Annotated in this window: 26 protein-coding genes and 2 tRNA genes; 6 read left to right on the forward strand and 22 right to left on the reverse strand. The window is 64.6% G+C overall.

Annotation, left to right across the window (positions count from 1 at the left end):
• Nucleotides 1-405: 405 nt before the first annotated feature.
• From EPO34_04630 to EPO34_04705, 16 genes are all read right to left on the reverse strand, one after another.
• Nucleotides 406-930: a hypothetical protein gene (locus tag EPO34_04630; protein ID TAK03320.1), complete on the reverse strand. Its 525-nt coding sequence runs from the start codon at nt 928-930 to the stop codon at nt 406-408.
• 315 nt (nt 931-1,245) lie between these two features.
• A complete protein-coding gene (locus EPO34_04635; protein TAK03321.1) occupies nt 1,246-2,382 on the reverse strand; it encodes a hypothetical protein in 1,137 nt (378 codons plus the stop codon).
• Nucleotides 2,383-2,477: 95 nt separating this feature from the next.
• Nucleotides 2,478-2,945 (reverse strand): nucleoside-diphosphate kinase, encoded by a 468-nt coding sequence (locus EPO34_04640; GenBank protein TAK03322.1) that lies wholly within the window; start codon nt 2,943-2,945, stop codon nt 2,478-2,480.
• A gap of 39 nt (nt 2,946-2,984) precedes the next feature.
• Nucleotides 2,985-3,890, reverse strand: coding sequence for an MBL fold metallo-hydrolase (locus tag EPO34_04645; GenBank protein TAK03323.1), 906 nt, complete (start codon nt 3,888-3,890; stop codon nt 2,985-2,987).
• Nucleotides 3,866-5,032, reverse strand: coding sequence for a ComEC/Rec2 family competence protein (locus EPO34_04650; GenBank protein ID TAK03324.1), 1,167 nt, complete (start codon nt 5,030-5,032; stop codon nt 3,866-3,868). The genes EPO34_04645 and EPO34_04650 overlap by 25 nt, the downstream gene beginning before the upstream one ends.
• Nucleotides 5,010-6,461, reverse strand: a complete 1,452-nt coding sequence (locus tag EPO34_04655; protein ID TAK03325.1) for a UDP-glucose/GDP-mannose dehydrogenase family protein — start codon at nt 6,459-6,461, stop codon at nt 5,010-5,012. Before EPO34_04655 ends, EPO34_04650 begins: the two co-directional genes overlap by 23 nt.
• 148 nt (nt 6,462-6,609) lie before the next feature.
• Entirely contained in the window at nt 6,610-6,906 is a 297-nt protein-coding gene (locus EPO34_04660; GenBank protein ID TAK03326.1) for a GIY-YIG nuclease family protein, read from the reverse strand.
• 211 nt (nt 6,907-7,117) lie between these two features.
• Nucleotides 7,118-9,541, reverse strand: coding sequence for a leucine--tRNA ligase (locus EPO34_04665; GenBank protein TAK03327.1), 2,424 nt, complete (start codon nt 9,539-9,541; stop codon nt 7,118-7,120).
• 3 nt (nt 9,542-9,544) lie between these two features.
• A complete protein-coding gene (locus tag EPO34_04670; GenBank protein TAK03328.1) occupies nt 9,545-9,886 on the reverse strand; it encodes a rhodanese-like domain-containing protein in 342 nt (113 codons plus the stop codon).
• Nucleotides 9,887-9,906: 20 nt separating this feature from the next.
• Nucleotides 9,907-10,833, reverse strand: coding sequence for a thioredoxin-disulfide reductase (gene trxB, locus EPO34_04675; GenBank protein TAK03329.1), 927 nt, complete (start codon nt 10,831-10,833; stop codon nt 9,907-9,909).
• 70 nt (nt 10,834-10,903) lie between these two features.
• Complete coding sequence (trxA, locus tag EPO34_04680; GenBank protein TAK03330.1) at nt 10,904-11,224, reverse strand: thioredoxin; 321 nt, start codon at nt 11,222-11,224, stop codon at nt 10,904-10,906.
• Nucleotides 11,225-11,227: 3 nt separating this feature from the next.
• The gene (locus EPO34_04685) at nt 11,228-13,249 is read right to left on the reverse strand and encodes a translation initiation factor IF-2 (GenBank protein ID TAK03331.1); all 2,022 of its coding nucleotides are present in this window, start codon (nt 13,247-13,249) and stop codon (nt 11,228-11,230) included.
• Between the two features lie 130 nt (nt 13,250-13,379).
• Nucleotides 13,380-13,835, reverse strand: a complete 456-nt coding sequence (locus EPO34_04690) for a hypothetical protein (GenBank protein TAK03332.1) — start codon at nt 13,833-13,835, stop codon at nt 13,380-13,382.
• On the reverse strand, nt 13,832-14,239 hold the full coding sequence (locus tag EPO34_04695) for a response regulator (GenBank protein ID TAK03333.1): 408 nt from the start codon (nt 14,237-14,239) through the stop codon (nt 13,832-13,834). The genes EPO34_04690 and EPO34_04695 overlap by 4 nt, the downstream gene beginning before the upstream one ends.
• Nucleotides 14,224-14,748, reverse strand: a complete 525-nt coding sequence (locus tag EPO34_04700; protein TAK03334.1) for a response regulator — start codon at nt 14,746-14,748, stop codon at nt 14,224-14,226. Before EPO34_04700 ends, EPO34_04695 begins: the two co-directional genes overlap by 16 nt.
• On the reverse strand, nt 14,645-15,829 hold the full coding sequence (locus tag EPO34_04705; GenBank protein TAK03335.1) for a HAMP domain-containing histidine kinase: 1,185 nt from the start codon (nt 15,827-15,829) through the stop codon (nt 14,645-14,647). Before EPO34_04705 ends, EPO34_04700 begins: the two co-directional genes overlap by 104 nt.
• Before the next feature lie 29 nt (nt 15,830-15,858).
• On the opposite strand from EPO34_04705, the gene truB reads away from it, so the two are divergent.
• Nucleotides 15,859-16,584, forward strand: coding sequence for a tRNA pseudouridine(55) synthase TruB (truB, locus tag EPO34_04710; protein TAK03336.1), 726 nt, complete (start codon nt 15,859-15,861; stop codon nt 16,582-16,584).
• Nucleotides 16,585-16,798: 214 nt separating this feature from the next.
• Nucleotides 16,799-18,388 carry a ribonuclease Y gene (rny, locus tag EPO34_04715; GenBank protein ID TAK03337.1) on the forward strand — a complete coding sequence of 530 codons (1,590 nt, stop codon included), beginning with the start codon at nt 16,799-16,801 and terminating at the stop codon, nt 18,386-18,388.
• Nucleotides 18,389-18,490: 102 nt separating this feature from the next.
• Here the strand turns inward: rny and EPO34_04720 are convergent, their stop codons facing one another.
• The 5 genes from EPO34_04720 to EPO34_04740 all read right to left on the reverse strand — a co-directional run bounded on the left by EPO34_04720 (nt 18,491) and on the right by EPO34_04740 (nt 21,475).
• Nucleotides 18,491-18,787 (reverse strand): HU family DNA-binding protein, encoded by a 297-nt coding sequence (locus tag EPO34_04720; protein ID TAK03338.1) that lies wholly within the window; start codon nt 18,785-18,787, stop codon nt 18,491-18,493.
• A gap of 79 nt (nt 18,788-18,866) precedes the next feature.
• Nucleotides 18,867-19,376: a hypothetical protein gene (locus tag EPO34_04725; protein ID TAK03339.1), complete on the reverse strand. Its 510-nt coding sequence runs from the start codon at nt 19,374-19,376 to the stop codon at nt 18,867-18,869.
• Between the two features lies 1 nt (nt 19,377).
• Nucleotides 19,378-20,655, reverse strand: a complete 1,278-nt coding sequence (locus EPO34_04730) for a hypothetical protein (GenBank protein ID TAK03340.1) — start codon at nt 20,653-20,655, stop codon at nt 19,378-19,380.
• 49 nt (nt 20,656-20,704) lie between these two features.
• Nucleotides 20,705-21,292, reverse strand: a complete 588-nt coding sequence (locus EPO34_04735) for a hypothetical protein (protein TAK03341.1) — start codon at nt 21,290-21,292, stop codon at nt 20,705-20,707.
• A gap of 107 nt (nt 21,293-21,399) precedes the next feature.
• Nucleotides 21,400-21,475, reverse strand: a tRNA-Lys gene (locus tag EPO34_04740).
• Nucleotides 21,476-21,545: 70 nt separating this feature from the next.
• Here EPO34_04740 and EPO34_04745 point away from each other — a divergent pair.
• Together EPO34_04745 and EPO34_04750 are read left to right on the forward strand one after the other, a co-directional pair.
• A tRNA-Arg gene (locus EPO34_04745) sits at nt 21,546-21,622 on the forward strand.
• Between the two features lie 62 nt (nt 21,623-21,684).
• Nucleotides 21,685-22,236 (forward strand): methyltransferase domain-containing protein, encoded by a 552-nt coding sequence (locus EPO34_04750; GenBank protein ID TAK03342.1) that lies wholly within the window; start codon nt 21,685-21,687, stop codon nt 22,234-22,236.
• 47 nt (nt 22,237-22,283) lie between these two features.
• On the opposite strand, the gene EPO34_04755 is transcribed toward EPO34_04750, so the two are convergent.
• Nucleotides 22,284-22,739: a type II secretion system protein gene (locus EPO34_04755; GenBank protein ID TAK03343.1), complete on the reverse strand. Its 456-nt coding sequence runs from the start codon at nt 22,737-22,739 to the stop codon at nt 22,284-22,286.
• A gap of 193 nt (nt 22,740-22,932) precedes the next feature.
• Between EPO34_04755 and EPO34_04760 the strand changes: the two genes are divergently transcribed.
• Both EPO34_04760 and EPO34_04765 read left to right on the forward strand, forming a co-directional pair.
• Nucleotides 22,933-24,234, forward strand: coding sequence for a type II/IV secretion system protein (locus EPO34_04760; protein ID TAK03344.1), 1,302 nt, complete (start codon nt 22,933-22,935; stop codon nt 24,232-24,234).
• Nucleotides 24,235-24,237: 3 nt separating this feature from the next.
• Nucleotides 24,238-25,371, forward strand: a complete 1,134-nt coding sequence (locus tag EPO34_04765; GenBank protein ID TAK03345.1) for a type II secretion system F family protein — start codon at nt 24,238-24,240, stop codon at nt 25,369-25,371.

A 25,371-nucleotide genomic window follows, 5' to 3' on the forward strand; every position in this document is an offset into this window, starting at 1 on the left:
CCCCCGACGCTCCGCTGCGGCGGAGGTCGGGGGAGCGTCGGGGCTGCGCCATAGCCCGACACAAGGTTCGATGAGTCGCGTGAACTCTAGCCGAAAACGAAAAAATGGCCAAGGCCATGGCGCCTCGCCAGTCGATCGGACCATTCGCGGAAGGATCCGATACGGCTACGGCACGTCCGGGTCACGATGATGAGAGCTTGTCGGCCCACCATGCACGTTCCCGTACGCCGGTTTCAGTCAGGGATGCGAAGTGATTCTGGAACGCATCCGATCGACTGGGAGACTCCTACACCGTACCAGACCATCGAAGGCTGGCAAGCGTCGGAGCCGGACCATTATCCCCGAACTGTCCACGGAGTTATCCACATGGCATTTCATCGCTAAGACAAAGAAAAATCCCGACAGCTAGTGTCGGGAAAGCGGGATGGACGACTCGCTTAAGAGCGAGGAGAACGGGACGAGCATCACCGTGAGGCGCGCGGGCAGCCGTGCCGGATGGCCTTGCACGCGCGCGTACAGGTCGTCGAGCATTTCGGCGTGCGCGAGCATGCCCGGCAGGTCCTGGTCGTCCACCACCAGGTACACCGGATGTCCCGACTCGATCGCCTCGCACAGGACGACGAGGAACAGGTCGAGGACGTCGCGACGCAGGCCGCTCCCGGCCGGGCTGACGGACTTCACGAGCTTGGCACGGGCACCGAGATACGCGCTGCGCGTGAAGGCCTGCGCCTTGGGGTACGCCTTGCGCAGGTCCGCGAGCGCCTGCTCCGACGTGGCGTCTGGACACAACAGGCGGAGGCCGGCTTTCGCGAGCGCGCGATCCGCGAGCAGCGACGCATCCTTCGCGATCCGGAGCACGCCGCGGCCGGACGCCTGCTCGTTCGTGAGGTCGCGCAACGAACAGCGCTTGGTAAAAAGGGCGATACGCATGTGTTTCTCCGTCTTCAGAGGTAGGTCGCGGCTTCTCCCCTGTGGAGCAGCCGCGATGGAACATCTGAAAAGCCACCGCGCGAGACGGTGGCTTTTGCATGTCAGCGTAAGAGTCCGTGGGCTCTACCTGTCATGTGCCACCGCGCTTCCCTTCCAATCAAAGGAGACGCAAACGACGCCGAGGCAAATGCCCGTCGTCATCGTCGCGTACATGTTGCTGGCGGTGGTTGCCATAACGATATCCATGCTAATCCCGCCCCAGAAGGGCGTCAAATGAAAAACGACTTGCCTTGTGGACAAGTCGTCGTGCCGTCTTCAGTCGTCCCACTCTACGTGCCGGCACACGTGCCGATACATCTTGCGCCGCACGCCGCGATCCCGGGTGTCCACGCCGTAGATGGACGCGGGGAGCAGCCGTTCGATGGGCCCGCCCTCCGCCACGCCGCTCATGAACTCGTACATGAGGTGGTTCACGGTATCGGAGGCGTAGAGGCTGGAGAGGCTTCCCTCGAACGTCATGATCTGGATCTCATAGCGCCGTTTCTGCCAGCGCAGGAGCATCTTGATCATGCGGTGGTCGGGCGAAGAATGCGGGTTGCTCGCGTCCGCCGGATTGCCGCCAGCGAGGTTGTTCTCGACCTTGTCCACCGTCGCGTCGATGCGACCGGCGAACCGCTTGAGCGCCTCGCACGCCCCTTCCGCCTCCGCGACGTCCGGACAGATGAACCGGAATCCGAGGTGGTCGGTGAGGTCGAAGGGGTTGCGTCCCTTCGCGTGGCGGCTCCATTGCTTGAGCACGACGCGGAACGCCTTCTTCACGCGCGCGTCCATCGATGCCCGGAACCCGCCGACGATCCGGCACGGGAACTCGGTGCGCATGTGCATCTGGGCGATGGACGGCTCAAGCTCGCGGTCGATCGCGAGCTCCACCACGTGATGCGCCCGATGGATGCCATGCAGCGAGTCCACCACGAGGTCGACGCTGCGTTCCTCGAACAGGAGCTCGCGCATCTTGGCGATCATCGCGCGCAGGTCCGCCTTCTTCTCCCGCAGCGGATACCGGCTCTCCTCGGCCTGCATGTCCACGCCGATGTCCGTGAGCGAGATGGCCTCGAACCGGCCTTGCCGCTGCAGCGTGCTGTGGCCGTACGTACGGGCCCACTGATAGCGCTCCCGCACGTCGTCGATGCTCTCGACCTCGGACTCGAACCCGAGCGTGCGCCAGTACTGCGACGGGAAGAAGGTCTTCACGAGCTCCTCCCGCGACTCGTACGCCTTCACGGCGTTCGTCGCCGCGCCGTCGAGGTCCGCTTCGTCCCAATCGGCGAGCAGCGCGGTGCGCCACTCGACGGCTTCCTCGAACTGCTCCTTCGATTCGGACAACCAGTCGCTCGATCGCTTCAACAGCTGAAGCCGTGTGGCCTCATCGACCAATTCCTGCCTCTCGCTCATGCATCCTCCGCGAAACGGGAACCTACGGGCGGCCTGACGGTAGCGGACGAAACGAAAACGCGCAAGGCATGTTTCCCGCGCGTCCCGATGTCCCTTTAGACCCCCTCGCCGAACACGTAACGGTCGGTGATCTTCTCGTAGCTGAACAGCTCGTCGTCCTTGAAGAAGCGCTTCACCTCGGCCAGGGCGGCCTCCGGGGAGTCGGAGGCATGCACCAGGTTGCTCGGCACGTTCATGGACAGGTCGGCGCGGATGGTGCCGGCGTCGGCCTCGCGCGGGTTGGTGGAACCCACGATCTTGCGCACGCTCTCGATCGCGTCGAGCCCCTCGAGGATCATGGCGCACACCGGGGTCTGCATCATGAACTTCTTGAGCCCGGGGAAGAACCCCTTCTGCGCGAGGTGCGCGTAGTGCTCGTCGAGCAAATCGTCGGTAAGGTGGATGAACTTCATCGCGACGATCTTGAGCCCCTTGCGTTCGAAGCGCTGGATCACCTCGCCCAAGAGGTCGCGCTGGAGCGCGTCGGGCTTCACGAGGACGAGGGTTTTCTGGACAGCGGCCATAGCGCGGGAGTTCATTGCGCTGAAGCTACCACCCTGCGGCTAAAACGGCAAGGGGGCCGGTTCGACGATCGGCTCGCCGCCGGAGCTGCGGATGAGGATGTCGCCTTGAAGGTCGGTGCGGAACGTCCCGATGCCGAGGTCGGCGAACCGCGCGAGCACTTCCTCGTGCGGGTGGCCATACGAATTCTTCGCACCGCAGGAGATGACCGCGACTTCCGGCGAAACGGCGGACAAAAGCGCGCGCGAAGACGAGGTGCGGCTACCGTGATGACCGGCCTTCAGCACGTCCACGTCGCCGACCTGCGCGGCATAGGCCACTTCCTCCTCGACTTCCGTGTCGGCGGTGAGCAGCACGCTCGTATCCCCGTAACGGACGAGCAGCACGATGCCGACGCGGTTCGTGTCGGAAACCGTCTTCCCGTCGAGCACGCCGTCGGGCCAGAGCACGTCGAACGTGACGCCGTCGACCTTGAACGCGTCGCCGGCCTTCACGAGACGGCGCTGTGCCCCCTCGTCGCGGATTCCCTCCGAGAGCGCCGTCGCGACCCGCGTGTCCTTGATGAGCCCGGTCTCGTACACGGCCGCCACGTCGTAACGCGCGAGCACGGAAACGAGCCCGGCGACATGGTCGGAGTCCGGGTGCGTGGGGACGATCGCGTCGAGCGTGCGATCCGTGGGCGGCATCAGCTCCCCGAGCTTCGTGAGCACGGCGTTGCCCGGTCCGCCATCGACGAGGATTTGGCGCCCGTGCGGCGTCTCGATGAAGACGGCGTCCCCTTGTCCCACGTCGAGCACCCATATGCGCAGATCGCCCGTCGAAGCCATGATCGGACGCCTGGCATCTGACACATACAATGCAAACGCGGCAGCACATGCGACGACGAGCGCACTAAACCCCGCGAGCGGAAACCATGTTGGGATCAAACGCTTCTCAAGCGACGCCATAGGAAGAGGAGCGGAACCGTCGAGATGAGCGCGAGGACGCGCGCGTTGGGAACTGACACGCTCGCGTGCGGCACCGCATCAAGCCAAGAGACGACGTGGAGCATGAGGGAGGAAAGGGCCCAGGCGGGGAGAGCCAGAAGGGTGATAAGGGTCGGAAGGGTTTGAAGGGTGATGGAGGCGGCGAGGGCGATGATGCCGGAAGCGATGGCGTAGGGGACAAGTGGGAGGACGACGAGGTTCGCGATCGGGGCGATGAGGGAGACGGTGCCAAAGTGCCACAAGACGATGGGCATAGTGATCGCGATCGCGGCGAGGCTCCCCGCGAGCGACTCGCGCAACCCGAACCGTTCGGGAAGGAACGCGAGGCGTTCGCCGACGGGACCGGCCCAGGCCATCATCGCGTAGGTCGCCGCGATCGAGAGCTGGAACCCGATGTCTTCGCGCAGGAGCGTGGGATCGAACGCGAGCATGAGCGTGGCGGCAAGGAGAAGCGCGTTGTGCGGGCTGGCACGGCGGCGCATGGTCTCGCCCAGGAGCACCACGCTCCCCATGATGGCCGCGCGCACGATGGCCGCTCCGGCTCCGGCAACGAAGACGTACAAGAGGAGCAGCGCCGCGGTCACGCGCGTCCCCCACCGGCGGCCAAGCGGGGTGGTGATGACGAAGTTGAAGAAGATGAAGGTGGTGAGCGCCACGTTGCTCCCCGACGCGGATAGGATGTGGCTCAACCCCGTGGTGCGGAACGCCTCGCGCAACCCGTCCGGGAGCGCGGAGCTGCCGCCGAAGATGAGCCCGGTGAGGAATCCGGCGTACGGCTCGGGGAGTGCCGCGGCCATGCGTTGCCCGATCCATTCCCGCAGCGCCGCGGCCTCGGGCGGCACCGGGATCGCGAGCGCCGGCGCGAACGTGCGCGCGGCGCCGAATCCGAATGCCGCTGCCATGACGCACGCGAGCAAGGCGGAGCGCGAACGGACGGACAACGCGAACGCGGCGAGCAGGATCGCGACGATCCAGGTGAATGCCGGCGACACGACGGCCAGCAGCGGCCCGAGCGCGATGCCCAAGCAAAACGCGCTGAGGACCAGCGCGAGGCTTTTCGACGGAGACGAGGCGAGGGCCTCAAGCCTGGATGCCGACCCCATAATAGGTGAATCCCTTTTTTGGCAAACCGAGGTCCGCCAGGAGGTTTCTCCCGTCGAACACGCATGGCCCGAGGAGGCGCTCGCGCACGGCGTCGAACGACACGTCGCGGAACTCGGCCCAGTCCGTGAGCACGACGAGCGCCTCGGCGCCGTCGCAGGCGTCCACCGCCGTGGGCGCCATGATGATGCCGTCAGGCAACGCGTCGGCGGCCGCGCTCGTGGCCTGCGGGTCGTACGCGACGATTTCCGCGCCGCGGCCATGCAACGCACGCACCACGTCGACGGCCGCCGACGCGCGCGCGTCGCCCGTTCCGCCCTTGAACGCGAGCCCCCACACGGCCAGGCGGCGTCCCTTGACGCCGCCTAGCGTTCGTTCGAGTCTTTCCACGAACCGCTCGCGCTGACGATTATTCACGTCGATGGCCGCCGAGAGCAGTCGGAAGTCGTACCCGTTCGCTCCGGCCATGCGATGCAACGCGCCCACGTCCTTGGGAAAACAGGACCCGCCGTAGCCGATGCCTGGACGCAAGAAGTCCGCGCCGATGCGCGGGTCGGATCCGAGCACGTCTTCCACATCGCGCACGTCGGCGCCCGTGCGCTCGCACAGGTTCGCCATCTCGTTGATGAAAGAAACCTTCGTCGCGAGGAAAGCGTTCGCCGCGTACTTTGCGAGCTCGGCGCTCTCGTGGGACATGATGAGTCGCGGCGCCTCGATGCCGGCATGGAGTGAGTCCACGAGCGCGCGCGTCTCCCCGTCGTCGCTGCCGATCACGACGCGATCGGGCTGGAAGAAATCCTTTAGCGCCTGCCCTTCGCGCAGGAACTCCGGCACGCTCGCGAGCCGCACCAGGTCACCCTTCCCCGCCCGCTCGAACCGTTCGCGCAGCGCCGCGGCCGTCCCGCACGGCACCGTGCTCTTCACGATGAGCAGCAGCGGGTGCGACAGGTGCTTGGCGATGTCGTCCGCCGCCGCATGCACGAAGGAAAGGTCCGGCGCGCCGTCCTCGCTCGGCGGCGTGCCCACGCACAGGAGCGCCGCCTCCGCGCCGTTGATGACGCTCCCGAGGTCGCCCGTGAACACGACGCGCCCGGCCTCCTGCATGGAGCGCAACAGCTCCGGCATCCCCGGCTCGAAGAACGGCATCCGCCCCACGTCGAGCTTGGCCACCTTCCCCGCGTCCGCGTCCACGCACGCCACCCGATGCCCGAGCTTGGCAAAGCCCAGGGCATTGGCGAGTCCCACGTATCCGCACCCCACGACGACGAGGTTCATACGCGGTGAGATTAGCAAATGCGGCCCAAACGGCAAAGCCGCCCGATTCGGGCGGCTTTGGCGGTCCGGGCCCGAGCCTTTCGGCTCGCCAGCCGAAGCTCCGCAGAGCGAAGGATGGTGGACCCGACGGGAATCGAACTGACACATCAGTGTCATCCTGAGCGGAGGCCCTCAGGCCGGAGCGAAGGACCTTGGTCTGGAGGCCACCGGACGTTTTTCTTCGGGATGACCATCTGGGGGGTCACCGACGATGATCCTTCGTCAACCATTCAGACTCAGGATGACAATGAAAAATCGGATGATATCAATACAGATTACCACTCACGTCCGCCCAGATGGGATTCATCGAATCGATAAGGGCGATCTTTTTCCTTCGGACCCATCCTTTTATTTGTTTTTCCCTAGTGATTGCCTCGTAAGCCCCGGCGGATGCTTCGAAGTAGACCAGCTTGTTCACGTTATATTTAGCCGTGAAGCCCTTCACGACCTTCTGACGATGCTCGTATACGCGACGGACAAGATTATTCGTGATGCCCGTATACAGCACACGGTTGGTGACATTCGTGAGGATGTAGACGAAATATTGTCGGTCGTTTGCCATAGATGATCCTTCGTCGGCTGAGGCCTCCTCAGGACGACATGAGTGTCGCCTTCATGGGCCCGTTTTCCAGGCCCGGGAAAACAAAAAAGACCCCCTCAATTTGAGAAGGTCGTTTTTGTGACACCAGAGAAGTTCCCATGGAGGAACCCTTATCTGCTTAATGGCATTTCATCATGAAATCACCTTTCTGTCAACGGATGGCTGTGGATAGTTACACCACGATATTGATCATCCGGCCCGGGACGTAGATGACCTTCTTCGGCTTCGCGCCGGCGAGGTACTTTTCCACGTTCTCGGTGGCGAGGGCGCGAGCGACGGCTTCTTCCTGCGGCAAGTCGGGGGCAATGTCGATGGTGGCGCGCACCTTGCCGTTCACGGACACGGCTACCTTCACGATGGCGTCCTTGATGAGCGACGCGTCGGCAACGGGCCAGGACGCCTGGAACACGGACATCTTGTGCCCGAGATCCGTCCAGAGTTCTTCTGCGAGATGCGGGGCGAACGGGGCGAGGATCGTCACGAATGTCGCGAACAGACCACGCGGGACCGCCTCGACGGCGGCGAAGGCGTTCGTGCAGATCATCAGTTGGGAGATGGCCGTGTTGAACTTGAGCTGGTCGAGGTCGTCGCTCACCTTCTTGATCGTCTTGTGGACGACGCGCGAGAGCTCCGGGTCCGTCGCGTCCGCGAGCTTCGTGCGACACGCCCAGGCCTTGTCCAAGAACCGACGCACGCCAACGAGCCCTTTCGTGTCCCATGGCTTGGCATCTTCGAGCGGACCCATGAACATCTCGTACAGGCGCAACGCGTCGGCACCATACTCGTGCACGATGTCATCCGGATTGATGACGTTCCCTTTGGACTTGCTCATCTTCTCCCCGTCGGGCCCGAGGATGAGTCCTTGGTTTCGCAGTTTGAGGAAGGGCTCGTCGAACTCCACGTAGCCGAGATCCCTGAGCGCGTAGCAGACGAATCGCGAGTACAACAAATGCAACACCGCGTGCTCGGCGCCGCCCACGTACAGGTCGACCGGCGACCAGTAGCGCAGCTTCGCCTCGTCGGCGAACACGGCGTCGTTGTGCGGATCGCAATAGCGCAGGAAATACCACGAGGAGTCCACGAAGGTGTCCATGGTGTCGCTCTCGCGGCGCGCGGCCTTGCCGCACTTCGGGCAGTCCACATCCTGGAACGATGCCGACCGCTTGAGTGGCGACTCCCCTGTGGGCTTGAAATCCACATCGGTCGGGAGTTCGACCGGCAGCGATTTCGGCTCCACCGGCTGCGCGCCGCAGTCGTCGCACCAGACGATCGGGATCGGCGCGCCCCAGTAGCGCTGGCGCGAGACGAGCCAGTCGCGCAGGCGGAAGAAGGTGATGCGTTTGCCACGGCCTTTCGACTCCAGTTCCGCCGCGATCGCGCCGACCGCCTCATGGCTTGTCAGGCCATTGAAACTGCCCGAGTTCGTGAGGACTCCCTCGTCGACATAGGCCTGGTCGGCCACCCGATCGTCTTGGTTCGGACTGGCCACGACCCACTTCACCGGCAGGTCGTACTTCTTGGCGAAGGCGTAATCGCGGTCGTCGTGCGCCGGCACGCCCATCACGGCGCCGGTGCCGTAGGAGGTGAGGACGTAGTCGGAAACGTAGAGCGGCACGTCTTCGCCGGTGAGCGGATGCTTCGCGTAGGCGCCCAGGAACACGCCGCTCTTGTCACGCTCGAGCTGCGTGCGCTCGAGCTCGCTCTTCTTGCGCGCCTGGTCGCGATAGCGCACCAGCTCCTCGCGCTTCTCCTCGATGCACAACTCGTCCACGAGCGCGTGCTCGGGCGCGAGGACGACGTACGACACGCCGAACAGCGTATCCGCGCGCGTCGTGAACACCGGAATCGAAAATTCACAGTCGCCTTGCGTGCCATGGAACTCGATTTCGACCCCTTCGCTCTTGCCGATCCAGTTGCGCTGCATCGACTTGATGCGCTCGGGCCAGTCGAGCCTGTCGAGCCCCGCAAGCAGGCGGTCGGCGTACTTGGTGATGCGGAAGAACCACTGTTCCAATTCCTTTTGCACGACGACGGTCCCGCAACGGTCGCACGTCCCGTCCACCACCTGCTCGTTGGCGAGCACGGTGTGATCGGACGGGCACCAATTCACCGGCGCCTTGGCGCGATACGCCAGGTCGTTCTTGTAAAGCAGGAGGAACAGCCACTGCGTCCACTTGTAATATTCCGGATCGGCCGTCGAGATCTCGCGCGACCAGTCGAAGGAGAGCCCGAGCGACTTCATCTGCCGTCGGAAATTCTCGATGGCCGCCTTCGTGGTCTCGGCCGGATGCACGCCGGTCTTCACCGCGTAGTTCTCGGCCGGGAGCCCGAACGCGTCGTAGCCGATCGGGAACAGCACGTTCTTCCCCTGCATGCGCGCGCGGCGCGTGAGGATGTCGAGCGCGGCGTAGCTTTCCACGTGCCCCACGTGAAGCCCGGCGCCGGACGGGTACGGGAACATCACCAGGTGATAGAGCTTATCCTTCGCTCGTGCCGGATCCTCGGGAGCTTCCCCTGCCCGCCGAAGCCTTGGCGAAGGCGGGTCCCACTTCGCCTGCCATTTCTTCTCGATCGAACGATGGTCGTAGCTCGCCATAGGTCACGACTCCTGGCCGCCCTCTATCGTGCCGCCCGCTTCCATCCAGCCCATGAACCCGCCCATGAGACAGCGCGCGTCGGCGTACCCGGCCTTGGTGGCAATCTCGCACAGCGTCTTCACGTGCGCGTCATCCGCCTCGTGGTCGGCGTAGAGCACCAGATGCGCGTCCGTGCCGAGGGCCGCCGCGGAAAGCGAGGTACCGAAATCGTCGGTCGCCGGGGCGTTGATGGCTCCGGGCACGTGCTTTTCGGCGTATCGCGCGGGCGGACGCACGTCCAGGACGGTCAAGCCCCCGTCCTTGGCCATGATCTCCTTGAGCTGCGCAGCGGTGATGGTCTTCATACCTCCGAAGGGTATCCCTTCTATCCCTTGCTTGCCAGCCACCGTTCGGCCTCGAGGGCGGCGGCGCAGCCGGTGCCGGCGGCGGTGATGGCCTGGCGGTACACGTAATCGGCCACGTCGCCTGAGGCGAATACGCCGTCGACGCTCGTCTGCCGCGTCCCCGGCTTGAGGACGACGTATCCTTTCTCGTCGAGCTCGACCTGGCCCTTGAAGATTTCGGTGTTGGGCTTGTGGCCGATCGCCACGAACAGGCCGTCGGCGGACAGGTCGCCGGCCGCCTTCGTCTTGTTGCCCATCGTCTTCACGCCGGTCATCTTCTTCCCGTCGCCGACGACCTCGGTGATGCTCGTGCCGAACAGGAACGCGACCTTGGGATTTTTCATCGCCCGCTCGGACATGATCTTGCTGGCGCGCAGCTCGCTCCCGCGCACGAGCACGGTGACGGAGCTCGCGAAGCGCGTCAGGAAATCCGCCTCCTCCATGGCCGCGTCCCCGCCGCCCGCCACCAGCACCTTCTTGTCACGGAAGAAGAACCCGTCGCAGGTGGCGCACGCGCTCACGCCGCGGCCGGAATATTCCGTTTCTCCAGGAATGCCGAGCCACTTGGCCGAAGCGCCGGTCGAGATGATGACCGATTCGGCTTTCATCTCCTGGCCTGCCGTGCGCACGATGAACGGGCGCGCCGAGAAATCGACGGACACGACGTCGTCCGCGACGAGCTTGGTGCCGAACCGTTCGGCTTGTTTTCGAAAAAGCGGCATGAGCTCCGGACCTTGGATGCCGTCCGGAAACCCCGGGAAGTTCTCCACCTCGGTCGTGAGCATGAGCTGCCCGCCGGCCTTGAGCCCCTCGAACAAGACGGGCGCGAGCATGGCGCGGGCGGCATACATCGCGGCCGTGTACCCCGACGGCCCGCTGCCGATGATGACAAGCTTCTCAGGAATCACAGGGGGTAGGGGGTAGTGCGTAGGGGGTAGGCGAAAATTACCTACGCACTACCAACTACGGACTACGCACTTAAAGGTGTTTCTGCAATCTCGCCTTCAATGCCTCTTTCGCCATGGTGCCGGAAAACTGGTCCACGGGCTGGCCGCCCTTGAAGATGATGAAGGTGGGGATGGAAAGCACGTTGAACCGCTGGGCGAGCGACGGATGCTCGTCCACGTTGAGCTTGGCCACGAGCGCGTCCGGCACCTCGCCGGCGACCGTATCCACGAGCGGGCTCATGGTCTTGCACGGGCCGCACCAAGGGGCCCAGAAATCCACGAGCACCGGCTTGCCGCCCTGCAGCACGTTCTGGTCGAAGTTCTCCGCCGTGAGGATGAGTTCGTTGGACATAGGTCAGCGTTTAGAAATCCCTTCGATGACGAGCTGCTGCGTCTTCTTCTCTTCCGTGTACGCCTCAAGGACATCGCCGATCTCGGCCTTCACCTTCCCCTTGTAGCGCAATCCGCATTCCTGCCCGCCGTGCGCCTCCTTGATCTCGGCGCGCCCGAGCTGCAGCGCGAGCAGTTCCCCTTCGCCCACGTACTCCTCGCCGCGCTTGAGGCGCAGCTTGGCCTTGGGAAGGAGCTTTCCGCCCATCACCTTGCCGCCCACGATGAACCCGTCGTCCATCTTGCGGAAGTTGGCGAGCACCTCGAGCTTGCCGATCTCGGTGATGATCGTCTCGCTCGGGAGGAGGGCCTGCAGGTCCTTGAGCACGTCGTCGAACATCTTGTAGATCACCTGGTAGGTGCGGATCGGGACGTTCTTGTCGCGCGAGAGCGATTCGGCCGTGGCCGTGGGCTTCACGTTGAAGCCGAGGACGATGGCCTTGGACGCTTCGGCGTTCTGGACGTCGACGTCGGTGATGTTGCCGAGCCCCTTCCCCACCACCTTCACGCCCACGCTCCCGTGGCGGACCGTGTCGAACATGCCGAGGATGGCCTCGAGGGACCCGAGCACGTCGGCGCGGATGATGAGGTTCACCATCTGCTTGCCCTCGACGTTTTCCGAAACGACCTGCGGCTTGATAGTGGCCATCTGTTCGGTGGCCTTCGCCTCGCCGCTCTTCACCTTCTCGAGCGCCTTGGCGTCCTCGGGGACCTCCATGATGTCCCCCACGCTCGGGGCGGCCTTCCAGCCGATGATCTCCACGGGGGTGGACGGCGGGGCCTTGCCCACGACATCGCCCTTCCAATCGTGCATGGCGCGCACGCGGCCGAAATTGAGCCCGCGCACGCCCAGCACGTCGCCCACGCGCAAGGTGCCGGTCTGCACGAGCACGGTCGCGACCGCGCCGGTGCCGGCGTCCACGTGGCTCTCGATGACCGTGCCGATCGCGCGGCGCGACGGGTTGGCGCTCACGCGCTCCTTCTCGATGTCGGCCACAAGGAGCAGGGTGTCGAGCAACGCGTCGATGCCGGTGCCGGCCTTGGCCGACACGGGAACGACCGTGACCTTGCCGCCCCATTCCTCAGGAATGAGGCCGATCTCGGACAGCTGCGTCTTCACGCGCTCGGGATTGGCGTCCGCCTTGTCCACCTTGTTGAGGGCGACGACGAACGGCAGGTGCGCCGATTGGATGATGTTCGCGGCTTCCTTGGTCTGCGGCTGCACGCCGTCGTCGGCGGCGACCACGAGCACGGCGATGTCGGCCACCTTGGCGCCGCGGGAGCGCATCACGGTGAACGCCTCATGCCCGGGCGTGTCGATGAAGGTGAGCGCGCGGTCATGGCGTTCCACCTGGTACGCGCCGATGTGCTGGGTGATGCCGCCGGCCTCCTTCTCCATCACGTTGGTGGAACGGATGGTGTCGAGCAGCTTGGTCTTGCCGTGGTCCACGTGGCCCATGATGACGATCACCGGCGCGCGCGACACGAGGTTCTCGGCTTTCTCGTCGGCGATGGCCTGGCGCAGCACGTCGGTCGCCGCGACGTCCTCGATGACGGACGCCTTCTCCTCCGGCACGGCCTTGAAGCCCAAGTCTTCCGCGAGGATGGCGGCCGTGTCGAAGTCGATGCGCTCGTTGATGGCCGCCATGATGCCGTTGCGCATCAGCTCCTGCATGACGCGCGGCACGGGCACGTCGAGGAGGCTCGCGAAATCGCGCACCGTGATGACGGCGGGCACCTGCACGGGGCGGGTCTCGGCCGTGGCGCGGCGCGCCTCCCGGGCCTCGGTGGCCGCCTTCTGCTCTTCCATCTTGGTGGAGAGGCGCTGCTTGCGGCGCATCTCGCCCCAGGCCTCCTGGATCTGGCTCGCGACGCGGTTGTCGATCTTGATGGCGCGCCGGCCGATCGCGAAACCGAGCCCGGGGAGGGCATCCCTGAGCTCATCGGGGCTCGTGCGCAATCGACGGGCGAGTTCGGTGAGGTTCATGGCGGGGAGGATACGGGAACGAAGGGTTTCCGTCAACGAAAATGACCCCAAAATCACCTGGGGTCATCCTGAGCCCCGACGTGATGTCGGGACGAAGGAACTTCCCGTTTCCGGGCCGACTCTTCGATGCCTAGCGTTTCACGGAAATGCTCGCGGCGAGCTCCGGATCGCAAGCGACCACCTCGACCGCGCCGGAAACCTGGAGGTTGACCGCATACCGGGTGTTGCCAGATGAGCCGGTGAGCGGATCGAACGGCAATCGCCCGAGCGCTTCGCCGAGGTCGGCGCAGGCGCTTCCGGTGACGACCGTGCCGCAGGAGCGTTCGCATCCGGACCGATCGGTGCCCAATACCTGGAACCCGGACGGATCGGCATCGAAGGCGCCCGGATACGCGCCGCCGTGCTCCTGCGCGTAGGAGACCGCGGCCATGAGCACCTCGCGCACGTCTCGGCGGCGGGCAGCGTCGCGGGCCTGGCTCAAACGCCGGGCGGGGTCGATGGCGGCCACGACGGCAATGAACAGGACGGCGACCACCCCGACGATGACCAGGACCTCCTTATTCGTGAAGCCCCGCACGTCCTTCATAGGGCCGCGGCGTGCGACTTGATCTTCTTCACCATCTCGGAAAGCGAATAGTCGGCCTTCACCAGGTATTCGCGCACGCCCAGCTTCTCGATCTGGTCGATGTCCTCCTGTTGTCCGAGGTTCGAGAGGACCACCACCGCGAGCTTGGCCGTGGACGCGTTCTTGCGGATCTCGGTGAGCACCTCGAACCCGCTCTTCTTGGGGAGGATGAGGTCGAGCAGCACCAGGACGGGCTTGAGGCTCCCGACCTGGTCGATGGCCGATTGCCCGTCGGAGGCCACGGTCACGTCGAACCCTTCGTCGGACAGGCGCTGGGACAGCACCTTGTAGAGGAAGGGGTCGTCCTCCACGAGGAGGATTTTCTGTTGTTTGGAGGCTGGCACACGGGTCACCCTTTCAATAATTTAGCGACGGCATCATACAGCGTTTCCGGCGAGATGGTGGTCTTCACCAGGTACATGTGGGCGCCCAGCGTGAGGCCGCGGCGCTGTTCGAAATCCTGGTCGAGGCTCGAGAGGATCACCACGGGAAGCTTCTCGGTCTTCGGGTTCCTCCGGATCTCGGTGAGCACCTCGAACCCGTCCTTCTTGGGGAGCAGCACGTCGAGCACGAGGGCCGCGGGCGCCTCATGGAACGCCATCTGGATGCCCGTGAGGCCGTTGTCGGCCGTGATCACCTCGTATCCCTTGGCCTTGAGCCAGGTCGCGTACATCTCGCGCAACGCCTGTTCGTCCTCGACGACGAGGATGCGGGTCTTGTGGTGGGTCGTTGGTTTCTTCAAGGCCATACGTCGGCAAGTATATCCCAAGTCAGGCCCCTTTGCGAGGCGCGCGCGGATGCCCGGCCACCGGGAGGGAGAAGCACATGGTGGTGCCGTGCCCCGGACGGCTGGTGAACCACATCTGGCCGCCATGCGTGCCCACGATCGCGCGCGCGAGCGTGAGCCCGAGCCCTTTCCCGTCGACCCACACGTCGCGGGCGCGCTCCCCACGGAAGAACGGGCGGAAGACGCTGCGCGTTTCCGCGGCCGGGATGCCCATCCCCTGGTCGGACACGGAAACGACCACGCTATCCTTCACGCCATGGGGAATCGACCATTTCTTCACGGCCTCCGGCGACACCTTGGAACCCACCGCGATGGCGCGCACCGTGACCGTGCGCTTCTCCGGGGAGTACTTCACGGTGTTGTCGATGAGCACGCCTAGCACCTGCTCGATGCGCTTGGGGTCGCCCAGCACCAGGGGAAGGCCTCCCGCGTCGGGGTGCCAGGCGAGCTTGAGGCTCTTGCGCCGCAGATCCACGGCCCAGGCCCCGGCAGCCGCGTCCACGATCGCGCCCACGTCGCAGGGCTGGGCGCGCATGTGCAGCGGGTCCTTGCGCAGCACGATGAAGGCGTCCTGCAGCTCGTCGGCGACGCTCGCGAGCTTCACGCTGGAGTACTCGAGCTTGTCGAGGAGCTCGCGCTGCCCTTCCGTGACCTCCCCGCTCTCCTCGTTCTTGAGCGATTCCACGGTCCAACGGATGGCGTTCACGGGGGTGCGCAGCACGTGCGCCGTGTAGTACATGAAGTCCGACAGGATGCCGCCCGTCTCCGCGGCCTTGTCCCGGCAGAGGTCCGCCTCTTCCTCGACCGAGGCGCTCAAGGTGCGGATGCGCCAGCCGTACTCGGCGAGCGCTTCGGCGAGTTCGTGGGTCTCGCGCGTACGTGCCGCGAAGGAAGGGGGCGGGACGGGCGAAGGCGGCGTGGTCGCGTTCGCGTCCACGACCGCGCGCGAGAGCACGCGGATCTCGCGCGTGATCGCGCTCGACAGGTGCCAGGCGAACCCGAACACCAGCAGGCAGATGAGCGCCAAGAACGTGATGCCGACGGCCCATCCGTCGGACACGGCCATGACGAACGCGACGAGGACGACGAGGGCCAAGCCAAAAGCAAGAAAGGCCGAAAGGATCCTCCCCCGAATGCTCGGCAGTGGTGCCCGAGGCTTCTTGTTCATATCCTCCTGTGCGCCTAGTATAGCACGACATGGTCGGTTTCCTCCTCATCGACAAGCCCGCCGGACCAACCAGCCACGACATCGTGGACGCGGTTCGGCGCGTCACCGGTGAAAAACGGGTGGGGCATGCCGGCACGCTTGATCCGTTCGCGACAGGGCTGCTCATCGTCGGCGTCGGACGCGAGGCCACGCGCGAATTCCCGAAATTGGTCGGGCTCGACAAGACATACGAGGCCACGATGGTGCTGGGCGCGACGAGCGACACGCAGGACCGGACGGGACGCATCGAGCCGACAGTCTTCGACTCCGAGGTCGCTCAGACTCGAGGAGCCGTCAGCCGTCAGCCGTCAGCGGACGAGCTGCGGGACGCGTTCATGCGCTTCACGGGCACGATCCGACAGACGCCGCCGATGTATTCCGCGAAAAAGGTCGGCGGACGAAAACTCTATGAACTGGCTCGTCAGGGCATCGAGGTCGCTCGCGAGCCTGTCGACGTCATCGTCCACGCGCTCGAACTCCTCTCCCATGACCCGCCGCGCGCCACGATCCGAGTCTCCTGCTCGAGCGGAACCTATATCCGTACGCTCGCCCATGACATAGGCCAGGCGTTGGGGTGCGGCGCGTATCTCGAGACCCTCCGACGCACGAAGATCGGCCCATTCGACCTTTCGTCATCCGTTCCCCTTGCCACGCTCACCAAAGACGCCGTCTCCGCGCATCTTCAACCCGTTTCGACCATTCTCAGCCATATTTAGGCCATTCGGCCCCTTCTCCCCCTTCAGCCCCTTTCCACCCTCCCCGCTCCCTGCTACATTAGGGCTGTAACTCATGTCAGCGAATCCGAGCGGCGCGATGAGCGCGAGCGACTGGGTACGATTGGTTCCGATTTTCCCTGTGACTTCATCCAAAAAGACCGTTTCACGTCTGTTGGACTAGCCACAAACCCCGCCTGCGGCGGGGGTCGTTCGAATGTCCGTCGCGTTTCTCGGAGAGAGAAACGCCTTTATGGTATTCATCTACGCGATCGCGGCCGCGCTCCTCGGGGCCGCCGCCGGATACGGCGCCCGGCAGGTGCTGGGCAAGCGTACCCAGGACAGCGCCGAGGCCAAGGCAGAGAGGATCCTTTCCGAGGCGAAGTCGAAGGCCGCCGAACTCGAAAGCAAGGCGAAGCAGCAGCAGGGCGAGATCCTGCTGGAGGCCAAGAACCAGTCGCTCAAGCTGGTGGAAGACGCCAAGCGCACCGAAGCGGAGATCCGCAAGGACCTCACGGAGACGCAGCGCCGATTGGAAAAGCGCGAGACGATGTTCGACCAGAAGCTCCTCGAGCTCGAGGACAAGAAGGCCGGGCTCGAGACGCAGGAGAAGGACGTAGCCGCGGTCAAGGAAAGCGTGCTGAGGATCAAGGAGGAAGAGACCGTCCGGCTGCAGGCGATCGCCTCGCTCACCAAGGAAGAGGCGCTCGCGCGGCTCATGGGCAACGTGGAACATGACCAGAAGGAAGCGCTCATGGCGCGCATCCGCAAGCTCGAGCAGGAAGGCGAGGAGGAGCTCGAACGCAAGAGCCGCAACGTGCTCGCGCTCGCCATGTCGCGCTTCGCCTCGAGCGTCTCCGTGGACGGCACCACCAGCTCGGTGGAGATCCCGAGCGACGACATGAAGGGCCGCATCATCGGCAAGGAAGGGCGCAACATCAAGGCGATCGAGCACCTCACCGGCACGGAAATCATCGTGGACGACACCCCCAACGCCATCACCGTGAGCGGCTTCTCCCCGATCCGCCGCCAGGTGGCCAAACGCGCCATCGAGGCGCTCGTGAAGGACGGCCGCATCCAGCCGGCCCGCATCGAGGAGGCGGTGAACGAGGCCAAGAAGAACCTGGCGAGCGACCTCAAGAAGGCCGGCGAGGAGGCGCTCTACGCGCTCGGCATCCCGGTGTCGTCCATCGATCCCAAGCTGATCTCGATCCTCGGGCGCATGAAATACCGCACGAGTTACGGCCAGAATGCGCTCCAGCACTCGATCGAGGTGGGCCAGATCTCGGCCATGATCGCCGAAGAACTGGGCGCCGACGTGTTCACGTGCAAGAAGGGCGGATTGTTCCACGACATCGGCAAGGCCGTGGACCACGACATGCAGGGCGCGCACCCGGAGATCGGGTACAACATCATGAAGAAGTTCGGGTTCACGGAGGAGCTCGCCTATCAGTCGATCGCCCACCACGAGGACCGCCCGCGCACGATCGAGGGCGCCATCGTGAAAGCCGCCGACGCCATTTCCGGCGCCCGCCCCGGCGCGCGCAAGCAAAGCATCGAGCAGTTCATCCAGCGCATGGAGCAGCTCGAAGCCACCGCCACCAACTTCGACGGGGTCGAGAAGGCCTACGCCATCCAGGCCGGCCGCGAGGTGCGCGTGTTCATCAAGCCGGAAACCATCGACGACCTCGGCGCCTACAAGCTCGCCCGCGACATCGCCAACAAGATCGAAGCCGAGCTGTCGTATCCTGGCGAAGTGAAGGTCACGGTGATCCGCGAGACGCGCGTGATAGAATTCGCGAAATGATTCGGCCTAAGGCCGAATCACCCTGAGCGCCATCAGGCGCGAAGGGTCTCGTGCAAGAACATAAAGACGGCCCGCGAGGGCCGTCTTCTTGATGCTCATGGACTAGCTCCCCGGCTGGCGCTTGCCCTTCAAGGCGTCCTTGAGCGCCTTGCCGGCCTTGAACTTGGGGACGATGACCGACGGAATCTGGATCTTCTCGGTGGGCTTTTGCGGGTTGACCCCCATGCGGCCGGCGCGTTCGCGGGCCGAGAAGGTGCCGAATCCGGCGATGGTCACTTCCCCTTTCTCGACGAGCGTCCGGGTGACGATCTCCTCGAACGAGGCGATGAAATCCTCTCCCAGCTTCTTCGCGATTCCGAGCTTATCCGCGATCCTGCCGGCCAATTCCGCTTTGTTCATAGTCAGTGGATTGATGTCTTTGCCGTAAGCATAGCCACGAAACGCCTGTCGCGCAAGCCCGGTAGCTGCCGGGCAAGCCCTACGGCCGATACGCGCGGAAGGTCTCAAGGATGGGCGAAAACGCCTCGCCCTGCGTGAGGAACACCGAGACGATGATCGTCTTCCCGTCCCGGTCGAAGAGATAATGCGCCTTTTCTTCCCCGGACTCGGTGGTGCTCACGACCTTGGTCATCCGGATTCCCCCGCGCTTCTCGCTCTCGCGCGACGTGACCGCGATGCCCGCGCCGCTCCCCGTAAGCGCGGCCGCGAACGCGTCATCGGTGAGCCCGGGAACGGCGTAGAACGCGGCGATGTTGAGCGGTTTGGCTTCCTTCACGGTGTCGCGCAGCGTGGCGAAGAAATCCACGTCCAGGCCGAGGTACTGCGTCTCACGTACGTCATCGGGCCTCGTGCGCACTTCCATGTCGGACGGGTAATTGAACGCGAACCCGTACTCGGCGTTCTCGTATGCGGTCCCTTCGAAGGACGGCGCGAAACATCCGGCACCGGCAAGGACGATGAGCGAGAGGATGGGAAGAAGACGTTTCATATCAGGAATTCATGAACGTTCGCACGTCCTCCAAGACGTCCTCGGACTTCACGAGTCGCGACGCGCTCTCCTGTCGCACTTTCCACTCCACGGCTCCTTCCGCGGAGGTCTTCGGCGAAAGCACGAGGCGCAGCGGGCAGCCGATGAGGTCGGCGTCCGCGAATTTTTCTCCGGCCGAGGCGTTCGTCCGATCGTCCCAAAGCACGTCCGCGCCGGCGGCCTCCAGTTCCGCGACCAGCCCTTCGGCCGCGGCGACCAGCTTCTCCTGCTCGGCCGGATCCTTGGCCGGGAGCGACACGAGGTGCACCAGGTACGGGGCGATCTCCTTGGGCCACAGGATCCCCTTGCCATCATTGTGCACTTCAACCGCCGCGCCCATCACGCGGCTGGGCCCGATGCCGTAGCAGCCCATGAGCACGCGCACCGGCTTCCCTTCTTCGCCCGTGACGTCAAACGCGAACGCGTCGGTAAAGCGCGTCTTGAGTTGGAAGATGTTCCCTACCTCGATCGCCTTGACCTCCCTCACCTGGCCGCCGCAGCCGGGCGGGCAGGCATCGCCGTTTTTGAGCTGGCAGATCTCCTTATTCTGCGCCCAGTCGCACTTCACGCAAGAATACACCGTGTCCTCGCCGGCCTCCGTAGGCACCTGGAACTCGTGGCTATACTTGGAAAACGCGCCGCCCGAAGCCTCAACCATGAGGGCGTCGAGCCCGCAACGCTTGAACGCGCGCTTATACGCCTGTGCCGCCTTGGCGTAGAACGCCTCGAGGTCCGCTTCCGTGAGGTGGAAGCTGTACAGGTCCTTCATCGAAAATTCGCGGCCGCGCAGCAGGCCGGACTTCGCGCGCGGCTCGTTCCTGAACTTGTCCTGGATCTGGAACACGGAAAGCGGGAGGTCGCGATAGCTCTTCACGTATCTCTGCACGAGCGGGGTGACGACCTCCTCATGCGTCCAGCCGAGGCCGAACGCCTTGTCGCCGCGCCCTTCGAATTGGAACATCACCTCTTTCCCCGGATCTTCCCAGCGGCCGGTCACCTTCCACGGTTCCGCAGGCTGAAGCGCCGGCATGAGGATCTCATTCGCCCCGAGCGCGAGCATCTCCTCCCGGATGATCCCTTTCACCTTGTCGAGCACCCGCAAGCCGAGCGGCAGGTAGGTATAGATGCCCGAGGCGAGCTGGTCCACGAACCCGCCCTGCACGAGCAGTTTGGCGTTCGCGCTGTCCGCGTCGTGCGGGGCGTTCTTGTTGGTTTTTCCGAACAGATGTGAGTACCTCATATACGCCGCGCAATGTAGCAATAAAAGACGGCGGGAGCAACCCACCGTGTCATTCGCCCTCTTCTTCGGACCAACGGGCCATGTCCGTGAGGGTCGACAGCCCGCACGCCTCCTCGATGTCCGCCCGGATCATCAGTTCGAGGTCGGTCCATGCGTCGGCCGTCCGCACCTCGGGACCGAGTTCCGGCACCGGCTTGCCTTCGGCAAGATACTTCATCTGCGCGTCGAGCGCCGGACGGAACAGATAGAGGTACAATTCGCGCTTTCGCGGCATCGCGAGGAGCACCTCGCGGCGGTCATCCACGATGTGCGTCGCGCGCAAGACCTTGCACCACCAGCGTTTGTCATGACGCGATCCGCAGAACTTGACGTTCGACCACGGGATGCCGGTGCGTCCCTCGAAATTCCGCGCCCGTAACCATCGGGTGCGCCGCCCGGTCGCTTCCGAGCCGCCGGAAGAGAGCATGTAAATGGTGATGCCCATGTCGGCGAGCTCGCGCAGCGCCTCGAACGCATGGGTCACCTCGGGCAGCTCCGGATCGCCGCGGGAGTACCGCATTCCTCTCAAGTCGGTCGCGTACTTGTCGATGACGACGCCCCCGAGGTCAACCACGAGGACGATCTGCTTGCGCAGCATGGTTCCTCCGTGGAAACAGGTGGGGGACCCTCAAACCCTGTCGGAAAAAGCGCGACCTGTCAAGGGATGGGGACAGCGCAAAACACCCCCGGGGCGGGAGTGTTTCATGGTGCATCGGGTGGGACTCGAACCCACGACCAAGGGATTAAGAGTCCCCTGCTCTACCAGCTGAGCTACCGATGCAAAAAGAATGTCGGAAGTATGCCAAGACGATTGACGTGAGTCAAGAAATCGGGTATATTCCTGCCCTGACGCGGGCGTAGCTCATTTGGATAGAGCGCCTGGCTTCGAACCAGGAGGCAGGGGGTTCAAATCCCTCCGCCCGCACCAGAAAATCCATCGCTTCGCGCGATGGTTTTTCTTTGTCCCAAGTGCTACCATCCCGGCACCATATGTCCCTCTTTTCCTTCCTGAAATCCCTCATCCGTGACCCGCGCACCGTGGGGACGCTCTCCCCTGCCTCTCCCTTCACGGCGCGTCGCGTGGCCGATGCCATTCCTGCGGGAACGAAGAGCGTGCTCGAGCTGGGAGCCGGCGACGGCGCGCTCACGCGCGAATTGCTCAAGCGGCTCCCCTCGGACGGACGCGTGTACGCGGTGGAGGTGAAACCCGAGTTCGCCCGCGCGCTCGAGGCGATCGGCGACCCGCGGCTCGTGGTGTTCGAGGGCGATGCGCTCGACGTGCGTGCGGATGCGGCCAGGCACGGGGTGACCTCCTTCGACGCGGTGGTGAGCAGCCTCCCGTTCGCCCTTTTCGCCGAAGGGGCGCGCGACCGGATCATCGCCGACGTCCATGCGATGCTCGGCAGCGGCGGGACGTTCATCGTGTGCCAGCACCTCCCCACCTTGCTGCCCGCACTCAAGAAGCACTTCTCGGTGGACACTTCCTTCGAGCCCCTCAACCTCCCGCCCTACTTCATCATCAAGGCCACGCATCAGGACTGAACGGAAACGAAGACCGCCCGGAAGGGCGGTCTTTCGGTCGCGACGGCTTAGCGGGTGAGGCTGATGGTCGCGGAGAGCTCCGCGCCCGGGGCCGCGATGGTGATGCGGTCAGAGGCGTCCTCCGAGATGTCGTACCCGGTGTCGTAATCGGTCTCGCTGGTCCAGTGCGCGCCCGTGGCCGACGGGTCGTACGGCATGGTGGACATGTACTCCGTGACCAGGCACGGGGCGATGTCATAGTTCCCGACGCCATTGGCCATGTTCGTGGCCGTGGCCGGAATCGCGCCGGCGGCGCAGGTGAACACGCCGTTGTTCTCGGCCATGTTCGCGCTGATGGCGTTGCTGATCACGGTGACGTGCGCATACCGGGTGGAATTGCGGGCGTTCGCGAACTGGCGGCCCGGGTTGAGGGCGGCGAGCGCGATGCCCACGAGGATGGCGATGAGCGCCATCACGATGAGGAGTTCAAGGAGCGTGAACCCCTTCTGCGAGGAACGTGTCATACGGAAATCCAATTGGTTGGATTGATGAATAATTGTCCACATGATACCGCGAACATAATCTTCAGACAACTCCGACGCTCCGGTGAGCCGGAGGTCGGAGTCCGACCCGCCAACAGGCGGCGTCGGACCTGTCAATCCACAGGCCGAACGGCTATACTGTACGCGACCGGCCGCAACGGACGGAGGATCCGTTATGCCAACCAGACTGAAACGCAAGCCAACCGCCGCCGAGGGGGATTCCGACGCGTCTTTCGAGTCCGTCGTGAAGGAGTCCGTCAAGCAATCGCAGCGCCTGCCGGACCTCAAGGGCCTGGAACGTTTGGCGTCGGCCTCGGCGCGCGACCTGGTGGACGGCATGGTGGCGTACGCCTACCGTTCCGGTACCTCCGACATCCATGTGGACCCGTCCGAGACCACCGTGGTCATCCGCTTCCGCATCGACGGGATCCTCCACGACGCGCTCGCGATCCCGAAGAAGATGCACGCCATGGTGGTGACCCGCATCAAGGTGATGTCCGAGCTGCGCACCGACGAACACCAGACCCCGCAGGACGGGCGCTTCCGCGTGATCATGGAATCGACCCCGGTGGACCTGCGCGTGTCCATCGTCCCCACCTTCTACGGCGAGAACGTGGTGATGCGCCTCCTCGTGGGCCAAGCTCGCGCGCTCGCGCTCGAGGAGCTCGGGTTCGGCGCGGCCGACCTCCCCAAGATCGAGGACAACATGCGGAAGTCGTACGGGATGATCCTCGCCACCGGCCCGACCGGATCGGGCAAGACCACCACCTTATATTCCATCCTGCGGATGCTCAACGCCCGCGAGCGCTCCATCATCACCATCGAGGACCCCATCGAGTACGCCATTCCCGGCCTCACGCAGATCCAGGCCAACCCGCAGGCCAACCTCACCTTCGCCAACGGGCTGCGGTCCATCGTGCGCCAGGACCCCAACATCATCATGGTGGGCGAGATCCGCGACGAGGAGACCGCCGGCATCGCCACCAACGCGGCCATGACCGGCCACCTCCTGCTCTCCACGCTGCACACCAACGACGCGGCGGTCACCCTCCCGCGCCTGCTCGACATGGGGATCGAGCCGTTCCTCATCGCTTCCACCGTGAACATCGCCATCGGGCAGCGCCTCATCCGCCGCCTGTGCCCGGGGTGCGCCACCACGCGCAAGCTCACGGCGCTCGAGCGCCAGAGCCTCAAGGGGCTGGTGCCCGCCGACGTGCTTTCCGAGTTCAAGGAGTTCGCCGAGCCCAAGGGCTGCGAGAAATGCAACAAGACCGGGTACGCCGGCCGTATCGGCATCTACGAGGTGCTCGAGGTCACCGAGCGGGTGCGTCACGCCATCATGCGCCGCGAGAACGCGGACGGCATCCGCAAGGTGGCCATGGACGAGGGGATGACCACCATGCTCGCCGACGGCCTGCGCAAGGCCGGCACCGGCGCCACCTCCATCGCCGAGGTGCTGCGCGTGATCCACGAATAAGCTATGGCCGTTGGGAGAAAAAAGCGGCTGGACGTGGACCTCAGGGAAGAGCCGGGGCATTGGAGCACCCGGATGCCGCTGTTCGCGCGGCTGTCCGTGAAGGACAAGATCTCCTTCTTCAAGTACCTGGCCGTGATGACCGAGGCCGGGATCCCGCTCGAGAAGGCGCTCATCGCCATCCACAACCAGGCGCGCAACGTGGTGATGCACCGCGTGCTGCACATCCTGCTCAACGACGTGGCCTCCGGCGAGTTCCTGTCCATGAGCCTGCGCAAGATGCCAAAGATCTTCGAGCCGCTGCACACCGGGCTCGTGGAGGTGGGCGAGAACTCCGGCACGCTCCCCGGCTCGCTCTACCGCATCGCCGAGCAGCTGGAAAAAAGCAACGACCTCAAGGGCAAGGTGCGTTCCGCCATGCTCTATCCGGTCATCGTCCTGTTGGTCACCGGCGCGGTGGGCGCGTACCTGGTGTTCTTCCTGCTCCCGCAGATCACCCCGCTGTTCGCCTCGCTCGACGTGGAGCTCCCCTTCGCCACGCGCGCCGTGCTGTACCTGTCCGCCTTCGCGCTGGAGAACGCCATCCTCCTCTCGGCCCTTGCCGTGGCGTTCGCCGTGGGCTGCGCGCTGCTGCTGCGCGTGCGCTCCGTGCGCCGGGCCGCGGACCGCGCGCTCTTGCTCGTGCCGGTGCTCGGGCTCCTGATCAAGCGCGTGCAGATCACCCAGTTCGCGAGCGTCACCGGCACGCTCACCAAGTCCGGCATCACCATCGTGGAGGCGTTCCGCATCGCGAGCTCCACCATGACCAACCTCACGTACCAGGACGCGCTCGCGCGCATCTCCGACGGCCTCCAGGAAGGGGCCAGCATCGGCACCTACCTCGCCAAGCACCGGGAGCTGTTCCCGCCGTTCGTGACCCAGATGATCAGCGTGGGCGAGGAGACCGGCAAGCTCGACGACAGCTTCCTGTTCATCGCGCAGTTCTCCGAGAAGGAGGTGGACGAGCAGGTGAAGGCGCTCACCACCGTGCTCGAGCCCCTGCTCATGGTGGTGATCGGCGCCGTGGTGGGGTTCATCGCCGTGGCCATCATCTCCCCCATCTACGAGATCACCAAAGGCGTGCAGCCGGGCTCGGTATAG

This window comes from Patescibacteria group bacterium (assembly GCA_004297215.1).
Classification (GTDB): Bacteria; Patescibacteriota; Patescibacteriia; order UBA9934; family GWF2-40-263; genus 2-01-FULL-63-20.